Origin of the sequence: Pseudocitrobacter vendiensis, assembly GCF_943590815.1 — a bacterium.
Lineage (GTDB): Bacteria > Pseudomonadota > Gammaproteobacteria > Enterobacterales > Enterobacteriaceae > Pseudocitrobacter > Pseudocitrobacter vendiensis.
This window is the reverse complement of the sequence record NZ_CALSBS010000021.1, coordinates 1-19875: the sequence shown is the minus strand read 5'-3', so window position 1 is coordinate 19875 and position 19875 is coordinate 1. Positions and strand designations below refer to the sequence as shown.

Genomic DNA, 19875 nt, shown 5'->3' with positions numbered 1-19875 from the left:
TATTTTATCCTGAAAGTGTAATTATAAGGCTATAACATTCGAGGAACCTAAGATGAAAAATGTAAAAGTCGTTCTTATTACCGGCGCATTATCAGGTATCGGTAAAGCAACTGCGGAACTCTTTGCAAATAAAGGGTATAAGCTGGTTATTTCTGGCAGGCGTCAATCAGCTGGAGAAGAGCTTGAAAAGCAACTGCAAAAAATTAATCCACTTACGCGATATAAAAACGCGGATATGAGCAATGAAGAAGATATCAAAGCGCTTATCGACTTTACTGTTGCTGAGTTCGGCTCATTGGATATCGCCATAAATGCTGCAGGTTTAGAAGGTATTCAGCAGAGTATTGTTGACGTGACTATGGATAATATTAAGTCAGTTTTCGATACCAATGTCTATGGTGTGGCAATTGCTATGAAGTATGAAGTTGCCGCAATGCTATCTGCCAGGAGTGGCAGCATTGTTAACGTTTCCTCTGTCGCTGGACACAAAGGCATGCCGAATTCCAGTGTTTATGCTGCGAGTAAACATGCTGTTGAAGGATTCACAAAATCTGTTGCACTTGAGGTTGCTGCGCAAGGTATTCGAATCAACGCTGTTGCACCAGGGCCGGTTGAAACGCCGATGCTGGATCGTTTTGTCGGGAATGACAAAGAAGCGAAAAATGCATTTATCCAAAGTTTACCCTTTAAAAAGGCTTCTACGACTGAAGAGATCGCGAAGACGATTTTATTTATCGCAGATAGCGAAGTGGATACTCTGGTTGGCCAAATCGTCACTGTCGATAGTGGGTTCACAGCTTAATATTAGAAATATCGTTAAAGCTAAGACGTTGCTTCTTAAGCATTTGATATCATGAAGGCAGAGTAAAGCCTTTAGACCCGATTTCCCGGTGTAGGGCGTGCGTATGACACCGGGAAATAATCGTTACGCGCCTTCTTTGTCGCGTCAGAAATGCGTCCCTCAGCCCTGTATAGTCATCTTCGCCTGAAGATATCACCTACCCGGCAGACGCCGGGCAGGCAAAAATTGACTTAAAATAGTAGCGAATAACTCACACCAAACGTCCGCCCACGACCTTTATAATCGTAGAGTGACGCCGGGCCATATCCCGGGCTGTAGTAGAGTGGCGCGCGCTGACCCCAAACGGTGGTGTAATCACGATCGAAAAGATTCTCTACGCTGAAACTGAGTTTACCCAACGGGAGTTCATAACTACCGAGCAGATCAACGGTGGTGTAACCCTCAATTTTTTCTCCCTGATCGTCGCTCACGTCAAAGGAGGTGGTGCTTTGAACTCGCACGCTCCAGGGTTCGGGGGCCCAACCAATGTAGGCTGTCGCTTTTGATGGACTTGCGACTTTAACATCGTACTTTTCCCAACTCCCGTTTACTTTGGACTCCGTTTTCAGCACGTTGAAGTTCGCGCCAGTACTCCAGTCGGAATTCGGGATAAAGTAGTCGATCGCGCCTTCTACACCGTAAATACGGCGTTTGTCATCGACCACGCTTATGGTCAGATCCTTATTCGCCTGCACGCTCTTATCAGAAATCGAGTAGTAAGCCGCAATTTGCGTGCGCAGGTTATCGCCCGTAAAGCGCCAGCCCAGTTCATAGGAGTCGACCTTCACGCCTTCCAGTTCACTGTCGTCCACATTCACGCTATTGATAAGCGGAAGATGCCCGTCTACTGCGGTTCCATAAGTACCGCGCCCGTAATATTTACCGGGATCAGGCAGTTCCACGCCCTGAGAGAAGTTAAACCACGCCTGCTGCCGTTCGGTCAGGTGAACCAGCAGACCCGCATTAAACAGGAAGTTGTCATAATCCACCGAGCCGCCGGGGATCGCATCGGCAGACTGTGCCTTCCCGGCAGCAATCTGCTGCTGCTGTGCATAGCCGATGAAATCATCAATCTTATTCTCCGTATACTGATAGCGAACGCCGCCGCTGAGTGTGAAGATATCGTTGATGTCGTAGCTCGATTGCAGGAAGGCTGCCAGGTTGGTGATGTCATACCCAGGATAGCGTCCGGTTGTATAAATACGGTTATTATTCATCCCGCCAGACGCATTTGCCTGTGCCAGATCGAAAAACATCTGGTTAGAAGTAAAGCGTTCGTGATCCGCATCCAGCCCGTAGGTGAGCTGCAATCCGTCCAGCGGTTGGCTGTTCAGCGTAAGCTTTGCACCGTACTGGTCCGTGTCCTGCTGCGATGAAGAGAACGCGGTCGCCTGTTTATTGGCATTTACGGTCGGGAAAGGATAGAACTTCAGCGACTCATCGCGATAATAGACCTGGCCGACTAACTCCTGACCGAGGAAGTCGCTGTTGGAATATTGCAGACTAATAAGGTGACGTTCTGTTCCAGGAATACGATCTGAACTCAGGCCGCTGCTGACGTAAGGTTTACTGGTGCCGCTAATTGCTGAAAAATCTTTGCCGAGATTCAACCCATAATCGTCGTCACCCTGGCTTTTATAATATTGAGTGATCAACTGAAGTTGTTGGGTATCGTCTATGCTCAGCGTACCGGTGCCCATCACATCCAGTCGGTCAGAATATTGCAGCCCTGTTTGGGTGTTATCGAGTAATGTCGCGTCGCCATTGCCATCAAACCAGCCGCCAAATTTTTGCCAGGCCACCGAGGCGCGCCCCGAGATGCGATCGTTCCCGCCCGAAATAGCGCTGGCAATACGTTCATCGTGATCTTTACTGCTGTTAAAGCCGCTCTTTATCCCGGTCTCAAACTCCATTTGTGTTTCCGGTTGGCCTTTCTTCGTTACGATATTAATAAGGCCGCCAGTACTGCCGCCCCCATAGAGCGCGGTGGCGCCGGAGATGACTTCAACGTGGTCGATATTGAAAGGATCAATTGAATCCAGCTGGCGGCTGTCAGTGCGCGATGAGTTTAAACGTACGCCATCAACCAGCACGACCAGTGGGCGGCCACGCACATTCATACCGTAATTGGTACGACTCTGGCTGCTCACGTCCAGCCCGGGGATCAACTGCGCCAGCGCATCTTTCAGTTCTTTACCGCCCTGAATCTGTTGCTCGAGTTCGGCGTTTTCAATCACCCAGGTCGTTTGGGCCATTTCCGCGACTGTTCGGTTCGCGCGGTTGGCGGAAACGACTAACGTGTCGTCGGTAGTCTGTTGTGCTACAGCGGGGGCCATGATGGCGAGCAGCAGCGGGTTGAGGGTCCAGAGTATCTGTTTTTTGGCTATCATCATTATTCCTTCACGCGGGCAAAAATACCTGCCCAAAGAGACCAGTAGCGAGTGGATGGTGCAGTTGATGGCTGCGGTTTTTGCCTGTTAACGCTGCGTCATGGGAGAAGCCCAGGCAATGTATGAGAATGAGTAAATCGCGTAGGCTGGCGAGGGTTCGAGCGGAACGCCATGCCCTGATACCGGACGGAAGCAGGCCAATAACCCGGCGACGCCGTTGGGCATTTATCGTTTGTAATAATCAGTAGGGAAGGGGAGCGTTCGCTGAAGTGCGATGTTGTCGTTTCACCAACAGCCCCGTTCAGAGAGCGCTGTAAAACGTTTCTCCGTGTGAGCATGTTCATGGGCAAAGTCATCATCAGGCAGATTCCATATCATGTGATAATGCGAATTTTGCCGATAGCGTTTCTCATTATCAATACCAATTGTTAGTATTGGTAAAAATAATTTTACAAATAAACACAATATGCGAACGTTTACGCAATGTTTCGCGGCGGAGAGTATTGCCGCTCGGTTAAAGAGACTGTCAGATGATCGTCAGGGGGGGGACGTCTTAAAGGGAGGGTGTAAGCACGTCCTTGTGCTCAGGTCTCAGGCAAATGAGCGTTTCACTGGCATTCCATTCGCCACAAAATACGCCGCCAGACTCTTCGGCAACGCTTCTCGTCCGCGAATCATATCCGCCATTTTCTCACCGATCATAATGGTCGTGGCGTTCAGATTGCCGGTGATAATCTGCGGCATAATTGACGCATCGACTACGCGTAATCCTTCCAGCCCGTGCACGCGGCCTTCGCCATCCACAACGGACATCTCGTCGTACCCCATTTTGCACGTACCGCATGGGTGGAAGGCGGTTTCGGCGTGATTACGCACAAACTCATCGAGCTGCTCATCTGTCTGGCATTCCGCGCCGGGGCTGATTTCGCGGCCACGGTATTGATCCAGCGCCGGTTGATGCATGATCTCGCGGGTGATGCGAATCGCGTCGCGGAACTCCTGCCAGTCCTGTTCGTGCGACATGTAGTTAAACAAAATCGCCGGATGCTGGTGCGGGTCGCGGGATTTAATCCGCACATGCCCACGGCTTGGCGAGCGCATCGATCCGACATGGCACTGGAAGCCGTGCTCTTTCACCGCATTCGAGCCGTTATAGTTAATCGCCACTGGCAGGAAATGGTACTGAATATTCGGCCACTCAAATTCCTCACGGCTGCGAATAAATCCGCCTGCTTCAAAGTGGTTGCTGGCACCCACGCCGGTGCCGCCAAACAGCCACTCCGCACCGATTTTCGGCTGATTCCACCACTGCAGGGCAGGGTAGAGGGAAACCGGTTCTTTGCACTCATATTGCAGATACATCTCCAGGTGATCCTGAAGATTTTCGCCGACGCCTGGTAATTCATGCACCAGCGGAATATCAAATTCGGCCAGCAGTTCAGCGTTGCCGACGCCGGAGCGTTGCAGGATTTGTGGTGAGGCAATCGCGCCTGCACATAACAGCACTTCTTTATTCGCCGTTGCGCGGGTTGGGATGGTGCTGTCGCCTTCCAGCCACTCGACGCCCACCGCGCGTTTGCCGTCAAAGATAATGTGATCGGTCATGGCGTGAGTTCGAATAGTCAGGTTCGGGCGCGATTTGGCCTGATCGAGATAACCCCGCGCGGTGCTGGCGCGACGGCCCTGTGGCGTGACGGTGCGGTCCATCGGGCCGAAACCTTCCTGCTGATACCCGTTAAGGTCGTCCGTGCGCGGATAGCCCGCCTGCACGCCCGCCTCAATCATTGCTTCAAACAGCGGATTGACACCCGGTTTTGAGGTGGTCACGCTTACCGGGCCATCACCGCCGTGGTAGTCGTTCTCGCCCACATCGCGCGTCTCGGCCTTGCGGTAGTAGGGCAGGCAGTCGAGGTAGCTCCAGTTCTCCAGACCGGGTTCTTTCGCCCAGTTATCGAGATCCAGTGCGTTACCACGGATGTAACACATGCCGTTGATCAGTGATGATCCACCAAGCCCCTTACCGCGTCCGCACTCCATGCGACGGTTGTTCATAAATGGTTCGGGTTCTGTCTCATAGGCCCAGTTATAGCGTTTACCCTGTAGCGGGAACGCCAGCGCAGCGGGCATTTGGGTACGGAAGTCAAAGCGATAGTCCGGGCCGCCCGCTTCAAGCAGCAGCACGGTAGTGTTCGGATCTTCAGTCAGACGTGTCGCGAGGACGTTGCCGGCAGAGCCGGCGCCAATAATGATGTAGTCAAATTGCAAATAAACCTCCTGGTTAGAATATGGACTGGAATTTAGCCATCTCAACCTGGATGGACTTCACCTGGGTATAACTCTGGAGCGTCATCACGCCGTTCTCGCGGCCAATGCCGGAGTGTTTGTAACCGCCAACGGGCATCTCCGCCGGGGATTCACCCCAGGTGTTGATCCAGCAAATGCCGGCTTCCAGCTGATGAATGACGCGATGCGCGCGGTTCAGATCCGCCGTGACGATACCCGCCGCCAGACCGTAGTCGGTATCATTGGCGCGGCGAATCACTTCGTCTTCAGACTCATACGTGAGGAGCGACATCACCGGGCCGAAGATCTCTTCGCGCACGATAGTCATTTCGTCGTTGCAATCGGTGAATACGGTCGGAGCAACCCATGCGCCGTTATCGAAGCCATCGCCTTTCAATACATCGCCGCCGCACAGTACGCGCGCGCCTTCCTCTTTGCCTTTGGCGATGTAACGCAGCACGTTATCGCGATGCGGGAAGCTGACCAGCGGGCCGAAGTTAGTTTGCGGATCGAAAACGTCGCCCGCGCGAATGCGTTCAACGCGCGCCAGTATTTTCTGCTCAAACGCGGCTTTGCATTTCGCCGGAATAAACACACGGGTGCCGTTGGTACACACCTGACCGGAGCTGAAGAAGTTCGCCATCATGGCGATATCAGCGGCGAGATCGAGATCCGCATCGTCGAAAACGATCAGTGGTGATTTACCGCCCAGCTCCATGGTCACTTCTTTCAGGGAGGAAGCCGCCGAGTTAGCCATCACTTTTTTGCCGCTGGCGACACCGCCGGTAAATGACACTTTGGCAATGCCCGGATGCTCGGTCAGATACTGCCCGGTTTCCGCGCCGATGCCAGGCAACACGTTAAATACGCCGTCCGGCAGGCCCGCTTCGCTGTAGATTTCAGCCAGCTTTAACGCGGTAAGCGGGGTAACTTCGCTCGGTTTGAATATCATCGCGTTGCCTGCGGCCAGTGCCGGAGCGGATTTCCACAAAGCAATCTGAATCGGGTAGTTCCATGCGCCAATTCCGGCGACCACGCCCAGCGGTTCACGGCGGGTATAAACAAACGACGTCTCGCGTAGCGGGATCTGGCTGCCTTCCAGCGACGGGATCAGCCCGGAGTAGTACTCGAGTACGTCCGCACCGGTAACGATATCGACGGTTGAGGTTTCCGAATACGCCTTCCCGGTGTCGAGGGTTTCCAGTTTAGCGAGTTCGTCATTGCGCTCGCGCAGAATATCAACGGCCCGACGCAGAATGCGCGAGCGTTCCATGGCGCTCATCGCCGCCCAGATTTTTTGCCCTTGTTGGGCACTCTTCACGGCGCGATCGACATCCTCACGCCCGGCGGCCTGCACGGTCGCCAGCACGTTACCGTTGGCCGGGTTAATGGTCTCGAAGGTGCGACCGCTGGTGGCGGAGGTATAACCACCATGTATATAAAGTTGCTGTTCTGCCATTCGGGACATCACGTCTCCTCGGTTAATCGGTGGGTAAATGCTGAGTGATAAAGTGGCGGGTGAGCGAGTGTGCGAGAGTTTTATTCAGCGGTTTACCGCTCAATGCCGCGCGCAGCCATAAACCGTCAATCAGCGCGGCCAGGCCATAACCTGCCTCCTGTGCCTCTTTGCGCGGTAACTCGCGGTGAAATTCGCTCACCAGATTCGACAACAAGCGGCGGCTGCTCACCTGCTGCAAACGGTAAAGCATCGGCTGATGCATACTGCTGGCCCAAAACGCCAGCCAGGCTTTCATCGCAGCATTACTGACCTGCGTCTCATCGAAATTCCCGTCAACAATCGCCTGTAATCGCTGCTCAGGGCTGCCATCCGGTAGCGCGTGTAAGCGGTTCAAGACCGCGTCACGCAGCTGGCTGGTGATATCACGCATGGTTGCTTCCAGCAGACCATTTTTATCTTTGAAATAGTGGCTAATGATCCCGGTGGAAACGCCCGCCCGGCGGGCGATCTGCGCGATCGTCGCATCGTGCATACCGACTTCATTTATTGCTTCCAGCGTGGCGTCGATCAGTTGTCTGCGCCGGATCGACTGCATCCCCAATTTGGGCATTTTTGCCACTCCATTCATCAGCGTTGTTTATACATTAAAGCGGTTTTTGATTGGACGTTCAATATAAAATGTGTCTTAATTGTTGCGGATTTTGTTTTTAATAGTTACAAAAACAGTGGGGATACTGGATGACAGACCTTTCACACAGCAGAGAAAAGGACAAAATCAATCCGGTGGTGTTTTACACCTCCGCCGGACTGATTTTGTTGTTTTCCCTGTCGACGATCCTGTTTCGCGACTTCTCGGCCTTGTGGATTGGCCGCACGCTGGACTGGGTTTCTAAAACTTTTGGTTGGTACTATCTGTTAGCGGCAACGCTCTATATTGTCTTTGTGGTCTGCATTGCCTGTTCGCGCTTTGGTTCGGTAAAACTTGGGCCTGAGCAGTCTAAGCCAGAGTTCAGTTTACTGAGCTGGGCGGCGATGCTGTTCGCCGCCGGGATTGGTATTGATCTGATGTTCTTCTCCGTTGCTGAGCCGGTCACGCAGTATATGCAGCCGCCGGAAGGGGCAGGGCAGACGATGGAAGCGGCGCGTCAGGCGATGGTCTGGACGCTGTTCCACTACGGTTTAACCGGCTGGTCGATGTATGCGCTGATGGGCATGGCGCTCGGATACTTCAGCTATCGTTATAATTTGCCGCTCACGATCCGCTCGGCGCTGTATCCGATTTTCGGTAAACGGATCAACGGGCCGATTGGTCACTCGGTGGATATTGCAGCGGTGATCGGCACCATCTTCGGGATTGCCACCACGCTCGGCATTGGCGTGGTGCAGCTTAACTATGGCCTGAGCGTACTGTTTGATATTCCGGATTCAATGGCGGCGAAAGCGGCGCTGATCGCGCTGTCGGTGATCATCGCGACTATCTCGGTGACATCCGGTGTCGACAAAGGCATTCGCGTATTGTCTGAACTCAATGTCGCACTGGCGCTGGGGCTGATTCTGTTCGTGCTGTTTATGGGCGACACCTCGTTCCTGCTCAATGCGCTGGTGCTGAACGTCGGCGATTACGTCAACCGCTTTATGGGCATGACGCTCAACAGTTTCGCCTTTGACCGCCCGGTTGAGTGGATGAATAACTGGACGCTCTTTTTCTGGGCATGGTGGGTGGCCTGGTCGCCGTTTGTCGGCCTGTTCCTGGCGCGTATCTCACGTGGGCGCACCATTCGCCAGTTCGTGCTGGGGACGTTGATTATTCCGTTTACCTTCACGCTGTTATGGCTCTCGGTGTTCGGCAATAGCGCGCTGTATGAAATCATCCACGGCGGCGCGGCATTTGCCCAGGAAGCGATGGTCCATCCGGAGCGCGGCTTCTACAGCCTGTTGGCGCAGTATCCGGCATTTACCTTTAGCGCCTCGGTTGCCACCATTACGGGTCTGCTGTTCTATGTAACTTCGGCAGATTCCGGGGCGCTGGTGCTGGGGAATTTCACCTCGCAGCTTAAAGATATCAACAGCGATGCGCCGGGCTGGCTGCGTGTATTCTGGTCGGTTGCCATTGGTCTGCTGACGCTCGGTATGTTAATGACCAACGGGATATCCGCGCTGCAAAACACCACGGTCATCATGGGGCTGCCGTTTAGTTTTGTGATTTTCTTCGTCATGGCGGGATTGTATAAGTCACTGAAAGTTGAAGATTATCGCCGGGAAAGTGCGAGTCGTGATACTGCACCGCGGCCATTGAGCGTTCAGGATCGCCTGAGCTGGAAAAAGCGTCTCTCGCGCCTGATGAACTACCCTGGAACGCGTTACACCAAACAGATGATGGAAACAGTCTGTTATCCAGCGATGGGAGAAGTGGCGCAGGAACTGCGACTGCGCGGTGCGTACGTCGAGCTAAAAAGCCTGCCGCCGGAAGAGGGCGAACATCTGGGGCATCTGGATTTGCTGGTGCATATGGGTGAAGAGCAAAACTTTGTCTATCAGATTTGGCCACGGCAATACTCAGTGCCGGGCTTTACCTACCGCGCACGTAGCGGAAAATCGACCTACTACCGGCTGGAAACGTTCTTACTGGAAGGCAGCCAGGGTAACGATCTGATGGACTACAGTAAAGAGCAGGTGATCACCGATATTCTCGATCAGTACGAGCGGCACCTGAACTTTATCCATCTCCATCGTGAAGCGCCGGGCCATAGCGTGATGTTCCCGGACGTTTAAACAAAAAAGCAGGATCATCACGATCCTGCTTTCCGTTTTATTTCTGAATCATATCTACTCGCACAACCGGCGGATCGACTTTTTTATCCAGGCTTCCGTTAATGCTGATCATATTATCGGGTTTCACTGTCCGTCCATCAAAAACCGATTGTGGAATGATGGTGTCAATAGTCCCTGTTTTATCGCGGAACACAAATTTGTCATTACCCTGATCATCAATAAGATTCCCGCGTAGTGAAATCGTTGCGCCGTCGTGCATTGTCCTGGCATGATCGACGGTCATGATCCGTGCATTTTCAGTCCCACGATATCCCTCTTCCAGCGCATGGGGGGCGGGAGGTGCGGCATCTTTTTCCAGTCCACCTTTTTCGTCGGCGAAGGCGGTTGGAATCAATAACGTGCAAACAAGAGGAACAACACATATTTTCATACAACACTCCCAGCGTGTGATTGGCTTGACTTATTAAGCGTGGTTGCTATTCCTTAATATGACAACGCGATGAATCTTAAAAAGGGTTTTCTTTAAAAAACATCGATCTGCTAAATATAAGCGAAACGGTGAGGTGTGAAGTGTCGAAAGAAAAACTACCACTGCCAGGCATTCAGGAGAGTGAACGGGCGTTAAATTTCGAAGCGGCTTGCCGAAAAAAAGGGTTATTTATTCTATTGATTATTATTTTTCTGGCTATTGGCGGCTTGTTTTCTAACGGTTATTTAAGTCAAGCGGTAAGGAAATCACCTGACCAGAAATTGCAGGTTGAATATGAACGTTTCGGTAGATTGCAAATGGAATTCGCATTGAAAGTATCAGCGCAACCTGAACGGTCGGGGTTATTCATTTTCAGTCTGCATGGCAACTATAACCAATACTTTGAAATCGGCAATGTTTGGCCGAAGCCAGATAAAATGTATAGTCACGATGACACGCTATTTTTAGTTTATCAAGTCGTAGAGCAGACACATCCATTTACTGTCTGGTTATACGCCACCCCACAGAAATTCGGCTATGTCCATAACTCGCTTGGGTTAAATACCGGGTCAAAAGTAGACTTCTGGCAATTTATCTATCCTTAGGAGAAAAAACATGGAGATGATATTTCGCGCACTTGCAATCTATCTTATTTTACTTATTGTCTTTAAGATTGCCGGGCGCCGGGCCCTGTTGCAGATGACCAGTTTTGATCTTATTTTATTACTGATTATCAGCGAGGCAACTCAACAAGCGTTATTGGGAAATGATTTTTCTGTCACCGGTGCGATGTTGACAATAATTACGCTGGTCGTGGTGGATATGCTTTTTGGTATGATGAAAAAATATTTCTCTGGCGCAGAGTCAGTGCTCGATGGTTCACCTGTTATCCTGGTTGAAAACGGTATATTGTTAACGGAAAAGCTAAAGAAAGTGGATGTATCTTGTGATGATATACTTGTAGCGGCACGTCAAAATCAAGGGATTACAGAGTTAGAAAAAATAAAATATGCCATACTTGAACGCAATGGGCATATCTCGATTATCCCGTTAGAAAAATAAGGTGCATCTGATGGAAGAAACCTTTTATAAAAACTCAAAAACCACTGGTGAGCTCACCAAACTGGTCGCAACGGCTCTTCTGAATTGTGGTTGGCGTTTAACAACCGCTGAGTCATGCACGGGGGGAAACCTCGCGACTGCACTTTGTGCAGAGGAGAATACCTCGGCATTTTATGATATTGGCGTGGTGACTTTCAGCGATGCCGCAAAGAAAAAAATGTTGAATGTTCAGGGCGAGACATTAGAAAAATACAGTGCTGTCAGCGAACAATGCGTGCGGGAAATGTCTGCTGGCGCGTTGGCGCAGGCCGGGGCTGATGTGAGTATCGCTATTAGCGGCTATGCCGGTCCGGATGGGGGAGACGATGGTACCCCTGCGGGGACAGTCTGGTTTGCATGGAACCTTCAAGGGAGAATTGAAACTGAACGGACAAGATTTTCTGGCGAGTGCCAGGATGTCGTCGAAAAAGCGGTTCGCTACGCTCTGGCCATTTTGGTTGAACAACTCTCCCTTTCGACATCATCCCAGCGATGACGCAATTAAGCGCCTGTTTTCTCTGCCTGGGAATTAATGTTCCCAACGGCAAGATCGGTCAATTTGAGATCGGTTTTCTTCTCTTCTTCCAGCGTGGTCGTGAACAGTTTTAACGCATTTTTATACCCTAACTGCTGCGCCAGTGTGGCGAGAGTCCCGTAACTGGCAATTTCATAATGTTCGACTTTTTGAGCTGCCGCGATAAGCGCAGCATCCCGAACATTGTTTTTTTCGGTACTTTCAATGACTTCATTGGCTTCTTCGATAAGCCCTTCCATCGCGACACATTTTATGCGCTTAATTTTTATACCGGACTCTTGTTCTACAATCTGGTCGATACGCTCAATATGCCCATGCGTTTCCTCAAGGTGTGCGCTAAATGCGGCACTGAGTTTTTCACTGGCGGTGGAACGCGATAGTTTGGCTAATGCCGGGATTAACTGCTTTTCTGCGCTGTAGGTATCGGATAACAAGTGAATAAAAACATCGTCAAGCGTTTTAATATTCATGATTTCACTCCAGATGATAATAAGCCACGAGGCCGAAGACTCGCAGCTTATTCATGTATTCTCTTAATTCAACGGCTATTTGTCGGCCTTTCGGCCACCGCTATGACTATTCTGACCACCTTTTTTACCCGCTTCAGATGCCCGTTGTGGGTCATTTTTGAAGTTACCGCCGCTATGCTGGCCACCTTTACGACCTGCGTCAGAAGCTTTGTCTCGATCTTCGGCGAAATTACCGGAACCACCACGATGCTCTGCCATATTTATAACCTCATATTTACGCTATCAGGATGATGCAAATATATTTCACATCTCATGTCGTTCAGGAATTAACTCTAGCGGTTATTGAGGGAAATGCGAATTGCATTCTGTGGATGTAACTAAATATTCCAGTTTAATACGTAGCCCTACACGCTTCGCTTCAGAAAAATTAATTATGAGGAAATGGGAGTAAATTAAGTGCATAGCAGTAGAGCGTAAAATAATTTTTTATTATTGGTCTCTACCGTGGCTGGTGATATTTTTACGGTTCTTTACTTTTTATTTTTCTTGCACAGGCATTTGCTAAAATAATATAAGATTTTTCCAGGATGCGGCGAGTAAAAAACATACAAGTATGTTTTTTCATATGTGTTATTGATTTTCTCTCCATTAAGCGTAGGCTATCGCGCATCTGACAGGAGGACGAATGCCTTTAAACGCGCTGAAATTATTCAAAATACTTTCCGACGAAACGCGGCTGAGTATTGTTTTGTTACTCAGAGAGTCAGGCGAGCTCTGCGTCTGCGATCTATGCACAACGCTGAAACAATCACAGCCGAAAATCTCCCGTCATCTGGCTATGCTGCGTGAAAGCGGTTTGTTGCTGGACCGCAAACAGGGGAAATGGGTGCACTATCGTCTCTCGCCCCATATTCCCGCGTGGGCGGCGCAGGTGATTGAGCATGCCTGGTCAAGCCAGCGCGACGACCTACAACGCATGGCTCAAAAGCTGGATGCTAACGGCAATAAGGCAAGCTGTTGCTAAAAATTTAACTTAACATATCTGTTTTTTCATACGTATTTATTCAGGGAGGTTGTATGTTACTGGCGGGAGCGATTTTTGTCCTGACCATTATTTTGGTTATCTGGCAGCCGAAAGGGTTGGGCATTGGCTGGAGCGCAACGCTTGGTGCGGTGCTGGCGCTGGGGTTTGGCGTGGTGCATTTTGATGATATTCCGGTGGTATGGAATATCGTCTGGAACGCGACGGCGACCTTTATCGCAGTGATTATCATCAGCCTGCTGCTGGATGAGTCGGGCTTCTTTGAATGGGCCGCACTGCATGTATCGCGCTGGGGCAAGGGGCGCGGGCGTCTGTTATTCACCTATATCGTGCTGCTCGGCGCGGCGGTGGCGGCGCTATTCGCCAATGATGGCGCGGCATTAATACTCACGCCTATCGTTATTGCTATGTTGCTGGCGCTCGGGTTCAGCAAAAGTACGACACTGGCATTTGTGATGGCTGCAGGATTTATCGCTGATACCGCCAGTTTGCCGTTGATCGTCTCTAATCTGGTCAACATCGTTTCCGCCGATTTCTTCCACCTGGGCTTTAGCGACTATGCTTCGGTGATGGTACCGGTCGATATCGCCGCCATTGCCGCCACGCTTGTGATGCTACATCTGTTCTTTCGCAAAGATATTCCGGCTAACTATGATCTTGAACGCCTGAAAGAACCCGCGAAAGCGATTAAAGACGTCGCGACGTTCCGCACGGGGTGGGTCGTTCTGCTTTTGCTGCTGGCGGGTTTTTTTGTGCTGGATCCGATGGGCATTCCCGTCAGCGCCATTGCGGCCGTTGGGGCGTTAATTCTTCTCGCGGTGGCGAAAAAGGGCCATGCGATTAATACCGGTAAAGTTTTGCGCGGCGCGCCGTGGCAAATTGTTATCTTCTCGCTGGGCATGTATCTGGTGGTCTACGGCTTACGTAACGCGGGGCTGACGGAATACCTTTCTGGCGTATTGAATGTGCTGGCGAATAATGGCCTTTGGGCGGCAACGCTTGGAACAGGTTTTCTGACCGCGTTCCTCTCCTCGGTGATGAACAATATGCCGACGGTGCTGGTCGGTGCGCTTTCTATTGATGGCAGTAGCGCATCCGGTGTCATTAAAGAGGCGATGATTTACGCCAACGTCATTGGTTGCGATCTGGGGCCAAAAATTACCCCCATTGGCAGCCTGGCGACGCTGCTTTGGCTGCACGTTCTTTCGCAAAAAAATATGACGATTAGCTGGGGCTATTATTTCCGCGTCGGGATTATCATGACGTTGCCAGTGCTGTTTGTTACCTTGTCCGCATTGGCATTACGTCTCTCACTCACACTGTAACGAGATACTGAAATGAGCAATATCATCATTTATCACAACCCGGTCTGCGGCACGTCGCGTAATACGCTGGAGATGATCCGTAATAGCGGCACAGAGCCAACCGTTATTCTTTATCTCGAGAATCCCCCTTCGCGTGATGAGCTGAGCAAACTGATTGCCAATATGGGTATCTCCGCGCGGGCGCTGCTACGCCAAAATGTGGAGCCGTATGAAACGTTGGGTTTGGCAGATGAAAGCTTTACTGATGCTGAACTTATGACGTTCATGCTGCAATACCCTATTTTAATCAATCGCCCGATCGTGGTGACTCCGCTGGGAACGCGCCTGTGCCGCCCGTCCGAAACGGTTCTGGATATTTTGCCGGATGCGCAGAAACACGCATTCACTAAAGAGGATGGTGAAAAGGTAGTGGATGAACAGGGTAAGCGCCTTAACCCCTGATCGTCCGGTTGTGTCGGGTGGCGCTGCGCTTACCCGACCTACAGGTTATCTGCGGTACGTAGACCTGATAAGCGCAGCGCCATCAGGCAACGGCGCTTGTTGTCGTGTGGCGCTGCGCTTACTCGACCTACGAATTATCTGCGGTCTGTAGGCCTGATAAGCACAGCGCCATCAGGCAATTACAGTGTGCCGGTGCCGCCATCTGAACACCAAACTTGCCCGGAAGCATACGAACACTCGTCGGATGCAAACAACACATACAGCGGCGCAATTTCCACCGGCTGCCCCGGGCGGCCCAGCGGAGAGTCTGCACCGAACTGCTCGACTTTTTCCTGCGGCTGCCCGCCGCTGGTTTGCAATACAGACCAGTACGGCCCGGGTGCTACCGCATTAACCCGTATCCCACGAGGCCCTAATTGCTTAGCCAGCGATTTGGTCAGTGCCACCAGGCACGCTTTGGTTTGCGCATAATCAACCAGGATTGGGCTGGGTTTGAACGCCTGGACAGATGTGGTATTGATGATAGACGCGCCCGCCTTCAGGTGACGAAGTGCGGCTTTGGTCAGCCAGAAAGCCGCGTAAACGTTGGTCTTGAATGTGGCGTCAAACGCTTCGGTGGTGAGATCTTCCAGCGATTCACAATACTGCTGTCGCCCGGCGTTGTTCACCAGAATATCCAGTTTACCCAGTTGCTCTACCGTCTGTTCGATCAGCGAATGACAGAAATTTTCATCCCGCAAATCACCCGGGATCGCCACCGCATTAACCCCTTCGGCTTTCATGACCTCAATGACGCTTTTGGCATCAGACTCTTCTTCCGGCAGATAGTTAATCGCGACGTTCGCCCCTTCTCGGGCGTAAGCAATGGCTACCGCGCGTCCAATCCCGGAATCACCCCCGGTGATTAAGGCACATTTACCCTTCAGACGACCGCTGCCGCGATAACTCTTTTCGCCATGATCGGGCTCCGGGAGCATTTTTGAATCCAGACCAGGCGGCTGCTGAGTTTGCGTCTTAAAAGGAGGACGTGGGAATTGAGGGTTGAGTGTGTCGCGATCGGCCATAAATATCTCCTCGCATAATACTTCATGAATGATGTATGTGAGCTGCTCCTTGATAGCAGTACATAAATAACCAGAACTATTAAGCCTATATTGAAATCGTTTCAGCAGATATTTAATTGAGATTTTTCTTTGAATCGCAGGTGATATTTAAGCCCCTGCCAGAGGGGCTTAAGAAGATTAATGTGTGCTTACTGGAGCGGCATCGATTTTAATTCTTAACAGCGAATAGGGTTTCTGGCGCATATCTTTACCCTGATGGAATCCGGGTTGACGATGCAATTGGTTTACCGTGAAGTAGAGATAGCCATCATGCCCGACAGAAAGCGTATCCGGCCACAGAATTTGCGGGCCATGGGCGATGGTTTGCCAGGTACCGTCTTTATCCATTTTACGGATGGCGTTGCGTTCATAATCGCCAGCATAAACCGCCCCGTTAGCATCGCTTTCGAGACCATCTGACGCGCCTTTTTCACCCAGATCCTGCACTGCTGCGGATAATTGCGCCTCGGTAATAGTCGGGTCGCGCAGTAATTCTGTTGAAATGGCATACAGATGGCGCCCTGACAGCGGGCAGTAATAAAGTGTTTTTCCATCCGCGGAAAGGGCAATACCATCCGACGCTACGCTAAATGGCGCGGTAGTACCGTCCGGATGACGCTGAAGCAGCGTTTCACCCTCAACAACCGGCACGAAACCTTTTTCAGGGGAGGTTGAACGATCGCCCGTTAAACGGCGCATCGCTTTGCCGGAATCCAGGTCCACGATAATAATCCCCCCCGTTCCGGATAACGAAGAGTCAGTAATATAAGCGACGCCTGCCTTACCAACACGATAATCAAAACGTACATCATTGATATAGGTTGCGGGCAGAATGACATCAGAATGCAAGACGATCGTTTTAACAATTTTATTGCTCTGTAAATCAATCGCGACAAGTTTCGCACCGCCTTCAACCGGTTTTGAAAATCCGGGGGCGGCTGTATCCAGGACCCACAGTTTTCCCTGACCATCGGCCACGACGCTCTGCACACTCAAGAAATGCTCACCAGGGCGGGCATTATCCGCTTTATTTACTGCGGCATCCGGATAAGCAACCGCTTTGCCGTTTTTGATTTCGGCAACGGTGAAGGGCACATCGTCTCCCCAGCGCGGGAAATTGACAAAAATACGCCCGGTTTCGGTCACGGTGACGCCTGTGGGCATTGCGCCTGTGAATGTTGCGACGACCTCAGGGTTTCCAATAGCGCGATCGGAAGGGAGTTGCGCCAGAGACGTTGATACCGGTACAGACGCGGCGGATGTGCCGAAGGGGGCTGTAACGGAGGCAAAGGTGATTGCCAGTGCGATGAGGGTTTTACGTGATTGAAGGTTATTCATTTTTCCTGCCTGCATAGATTCAGTTGTGACATAACAAACAGGAGAGTAGAGCGTTATTGAAGGAAGAAAAATCCCTCGAAACGAACAGGACTTACATTAAAAAAGCGAAAATACCCGGAATAATCACCCGGAAAATGGATGTACCCCGGCGGTTTATCCCAGACGATGTCAATAAAATAACGATATGTCGTGACATAAAATCTTTAAAACTAGACAGTTGTCGAGTTTTTATCTTAAAGTTTTGTGTTCTCAGCCGGACAAAATTAGTATCCGGTTGCTAAATGGTTAAATAATATTTTGCCTTATGTAAATGACTGACCCGTCTGATAAAGGGCCAGCGTGCATGACGGCGCTTGCAAGCAAGACAACACACCTCTTTTGGGAGAATCTATGCGTTCCTCTGTGAATAATACTGAAAGCCGAACTTTCTTCGGTCATCCTTATCCGCTCGGCTCACTCTTCTTTACGGAGATGTGGGAGCGTTTCTCGTTTTACGGTATTCGCCCGCTGCTGATTCTGTTTATGGCGGCAACCGTTTATGACGGCGGGATGGGGCTGGCGCGTGAAAACGCTTCCGCTATTGTGGGGATCTTCGCCGGGACCATGTACCTGGCGGCACTGCCGGGCGGCTGGCTGGCGGATAACTGGCTTGGTCAGCAAAAAGCAGTCTGGTATGGCTCGATTCTGATCGCGCTGGGTCACCTCTCCATCGCGCTGTCGGCGTTTATGGGGAACAACCTGTTCTTTATCGGCCTGATGTTTATCGTACTGGGTTCCGGCCTGTTCAAAACCTGTATCTCGGTGATGGTCGGCACGCTGTATAAAAAAGGTGATGCGCGTCGTGACGGCGGCTTCTCGCTGTTTTATATGGGCATCAACATGGGCTCGTTTATCGCGCCGCTGATTTCCGGCTGGCTGATTAAGTCACACGGCTGGCACTGGGGCTTTGGTATCGGGGGCATCGGGATGCTGGTGGCGCTGATTATCTTCCGCGTCTTTGCGGTTCCGTCGATGAAGCGTTATGACAGCGAAGTGGGTCTCGACTCCACCTGGAATAGCCCGGTGGCGAAGAAAAATGGTGTAGGCGCGTGGCTGCTGGCGCTGGCTGTTGGTGTGGCAATTATCATCACCCTGATTGCGCAAGGCGTCATTGTTATAAATCCGGTCGCGGTCGCCAGCGTGCTGGTGTACGTCATTGCCGCGTCGGTCGCACTCTACTTTATCTATCTGTTTGTCTTTGCCGGCCTGAACCGTAAAGAGCGCGCGCGTCTGCTGGTGTGCTTTATTCTGCTGGTTTCCGCCGCGTTCTTCTGGTCAGCCTTCGAGCAGAAACCGACCTCGTTCAACCTGTTTGCCAACGACTACACCAACCGCATGATCGGCGATTTTGAAATCCCGGCGGTTTGGTTCCAGTCAATCAATGCCCTGTTTATCATCCTGCTGGCTCCGGTATTTAGCTGGGCATGGCCGATGCTGGCGCGCAAAAACATCCGTCCGGGCAGTATCACCAAGTTTGTGATTGGTATTCTGTGTGCGGCTGCAGGTTTTGGCCTGATGATGCTGGCGGCGCAGAACGTGCTGAGCAACGGCGGGGCGGGTGTATCGCCTTTCTGGCTGGTAGGCAGTATTCTGATGCTGACGCTGGGTGAACTGTGTCTGAGCCCGATTGGCCTTGCGACCATGACTCTGCTGGCACCGGAAAGAATGCGTGGCCAGATGATGGGCCTGTGGTTTTGTGCCAGTGCGCTGGGTAACCTCGCGGCGGGGCTGATTGGCGGTCACGTGAAGGCCGACCAGCTCGATATGCTGCCAGATCTCTTTGCGCGCTGCTCGATTGCGCTGCTGATTTGTGCGGCGGTACTGATGGTGCTGATCGTGCCGGTACGCCGTATGCTGGCGAATACTCAAACGCCAAATGAGCAGAAACCAGTTACCAACGCGTAAATATGTCTCTTTGAAAATCGGCGTGTAAGCGCCGATTTTTTTATTGCGGATGAAAGAACAGTTGCGTCCGTTTACATTGTTGCTTCTTCGCAGGGAAGAACATTCTCGCAGTAAAGCAGAAGATTGTCCTTCGACCAGTAAAAACGCCTGTTTTCATTTAAATCCACAATCCATTTAAATACCCCCGCGTTCGCTAACTCTAAACAATACTGCTCATACGATGTTTTACCCGCGAAGTGTCTTTTCGCCGCCACGCGCGTTAAAAATTTACTGGCGTTGGCGCTTATTTTTATAATCCTCCGGCCTCCTTCAACGGAAACGTAATTATCGGATGTTGTTATCACTTTAACGTTTCCTGTTGC

19 protein-coding genes are annotated in these 19875 nt (G+C 51.2%); 9 read left to right on the top strand and 10 right to left on the bottom strand.

What is annotated here, in order from left to right:
• Window positions 1–52 precede the first annotated feature (52 nt).
• Complete coding sequence (locus tag NMC31_RS18695) at window positions 53–802, top strand: SDR family NAD(P)-dependent oxidoreductase (RefSeq protein ID WP_253898798.1); 750 nt, start codon at window positions 53–55, stop codon at window positions 800–802.
• 230 nt (window positions 803–1032) lie between these two features.
• Here the strand turns inward: NMC31_RS18695 and iutA are convergent, their stop codons facing one another.
• The 4 genes from iutA to betI all read right to left on the bottom strand — a co-directional run bounded on the left by iutA (window position 1033) and on the right by betI (window position 7583).
• Window positions 1033–3234, bottom strand: coding sequence for a ferric aerobactin receptor IutA (gene iutA, locus NMC31_RS18690; RefSeq protein WP_253898797.1), 2202 nt, complete (start codon window positions 3232–3234; stop codon window positions 1033–1035).
• Window positions 3235–3822: 588 nt separating this feature from the next.
• Window positions 3823–5496, bottom strand: a complete 1674-nt coding sequence (gene betA, locus NMC31_RS18685; RefSeq protein WP_253898796.1) for a choline dehydrogenase — start codon at window positions 5494–5496, stop codon at window positions 3823–3825.
• Between the two features lie 13 nt (window positions 5497–5509).
• Window positions 5510–6982 carry a betaine-aldehyde dehydrogenase gene (betB, locus tag NMC31_RS18680; protein ID WP_253898795.1) on the bottom strand — a complete coding sequence of 491 codons (1473 nt, stop codon included), beginning with the start codon at window positions 6980–6982 and terminating at the stop codon, window positions 5510–5512.
• A gap of 13 nt (window positions 6983–6995) precedes the next feature.
• Window positions 6996–7583, bottom strand: a complete 588-nt coding sequence (betI, locus tag NMC31_RS18675; protein WP_176263505.1) for a transcriptional regulator BetI — start codon at window positions 7581–7583, stop codon at window positions 6996–6998.
• A 128-nt stretch (window positions 7584–7711) separates the two neighbouring features.
• On the opposite strand from betI, the gene betT reads away from it, so the two are divergent.
• A complete protein-coding gene (betT, locus tag NMC31_RS18670) occupies window positions 7712–9745 on the top strand; it encodes a choline BCCT transporter BetT (protein ID WP_253898794.1) in 2034 nt (677 codons plus the stop codon).
• Between the two features lie 37 nt (window positions 9746–9782).
• On the opposite strand, the gene NMC31_RS18665 is transcribed toward betT, so the two are convergent.
• Window positions 9783–10175 carry a YdeI family stress tolerance OB fold protein gene (locus NMC31_RS18665; RefSeq protein WP_253898793.1) on the bottom strand — a complete coding sequence of 131 codons (393 nt, stop codon included), beginning with the start codon at window positions 10173–10175 and terminating at the stop codon, window positions 9783–9785.
• 140 nt (window positions 10176–10315) lie between these two features.
• Between NMC31_RS18665 and NMC31_RS18660 the strand changes: the two genes are divergently transcribed.
• Genes NMC31_RS18660 through NMC31_RS18650 form a run of 3 tightly spaced genes read left to right on the top strand, consistent with a single transcriptional unit; the run spans window position 10316 to window position 11811 of the window.
• On the top strand, window positions 10316–10819 hold the full coding sequence (locus NMC31_RS18660; RefSeq protein ID WP_253898792.1) for a hypothetical protein: 504 nt from the start codon (window positions 10316–10318) through the stop codon (window positions 10817–10819).
• A gap of 10 nt (window positions 10820–10829) precedes the next feature.
• Complete coding sequence (locus NMC31_RS18655; protein ID WP_253898791.1) at window positions 10830–11276, top strand: DUF421 domain-containing protein; 447 nt, start codon at window positions 10830–10832, stop codon at window positions 11274–11276.
• 10 nt (window positions 11277–11286) lie between these two features.
• Complete coding sequence (locus tag NMC31_RS18650) at window positions 11287–11811, top strand: 2-oxo-tetronate isomerase (RefSeq protein ID WP_253898790.1); 525 nt, start codon at window positions 11287–11289, stop codon at window positions 11809–11811.
• A gap of 5 nt (window positions 11812–11816) precedes the next feature.
• On the opposite strand, the gene NMC31_RS18645 is transcribed toward NMC31_RS18650, so the two are convergent.
• Both NMC31_RS18645 and NMC31_RS18640 read right to left on the bottom strand, forming a co-directional pair.
• Complete coding sequence (locus NMC31_RS18645; protein WP_253898789.1) at window positions 11817–12320, bottom strand: YciE/YciF ferroxidase family protein; 504 nt, start codon at window positions 12318–12320, stop codon at window positions 11817–11819.
• A 75-nt stretch (window positions 12321–12395) separates the two neighbouring features.
• A complete protein-coding gene (locus NMC31_RS18640) occupies window positions 12396–12578 on the bottom strand; it encodes a con-10 family general stress protein (RefSeq protein ID WP_253898788.1) in 183 nt (60 codons plus the stop codon).
• A gap of 427 nt (window positions 12579–13005) precedes the next feature.
• Between NMC31_RS18640 and NMC31_RS18635 the strand changes: the two genes are divergently transcribed.
• The 3 genes from NMC31_RS18635 to arsC are packed head-to-tail and all read left to right on the top strand — an operon-like array spanning window position 13006 to window position 15128.
• On the top strand, window positions 13006–13344 hold the full coding sequence (locus tag NMC31_RS18635; protein WP_253898787.1) for a metalloregulator ArsR/SmtB family transcription factor: 339 nt from the start codon (window positions 13006–13008) through the stop codon (window positions 13342–13344).
• A 53-nt stretch (window positions 13345–13397) separates the two neighbouring features.
• Window positions 13398–14687, top strand: coding sequence for an arsenic transporter (locus NMC31_RS18630; RefSeq protein ID WP_253898786.1), 1290 nt, complete (start codon window positions 13398–13400; stop codon window positions 14685–14687).
• A 12-nt stretch (window positions 14688–14699) separates the two neighbouring features.
• A complete protein-coding gene (gene arsC / locus NMC31_RS18625) occupies window positions 14700–15128 on the top strand; it encodes a glutaredoxin-dependent arsenate reductase (protein WP_253898785.1) in 429 nt (142 codons plus the stop codon).
• 179 nt (window positions 15129–15307) lie between these two features.
• On the opposite strand, the gene NMC31_RS18620 is transcribed toward arsC, so the two are convergent.
• Entirely contained in the window at window positions 15308–16192 is an 885-nt protein-coding gene (locus tag NMC31_RS18620; RefSeq protein WP_253898784.1) for an SDR family oxidoreductase, read from the bottom strand.
• A gap of 177 nt (window positions 16193–16369) precedes the next feature.
• Entirely contained in the window at window positions 16370–17569 is a 1200-nt protein-coding gene (locus tag NMC31_RS18615; protein ID WP_253898783.1) for a major royal jelly family protein, read from the bottom strand.
• A gap of 390 nt (window positions 17570–17959) precedes the next feature.
• Here NMC31_RS18615 and NMC31_RS18610 point away from each other — a divergent pair, with 390 nt between their 5' ends.
• Window positions 17960–19513: a peptide MFS transporter gene (locus tag NMC31_RS18610; protein WP_253898782.1), complete on the top strand. Its 1554-nt coding sequence runs from the start codon at window positions 17960–17962 to the stop codon at window positions 19511–19513.
• A gap of 71 nt (window positions 19514–19584) precedes the next feature.
• Here NMC31_RS18610 and NMC31_RS18605 read toward each other — a convergent pair.
• A partial coding sequence (locus NMC31_RS18605; protein ID WP_253898781.1) for a DUF1398 family protein occupies window positions 19585–19875 on the bottom strand: 291 nt, incomplete at its 5' end.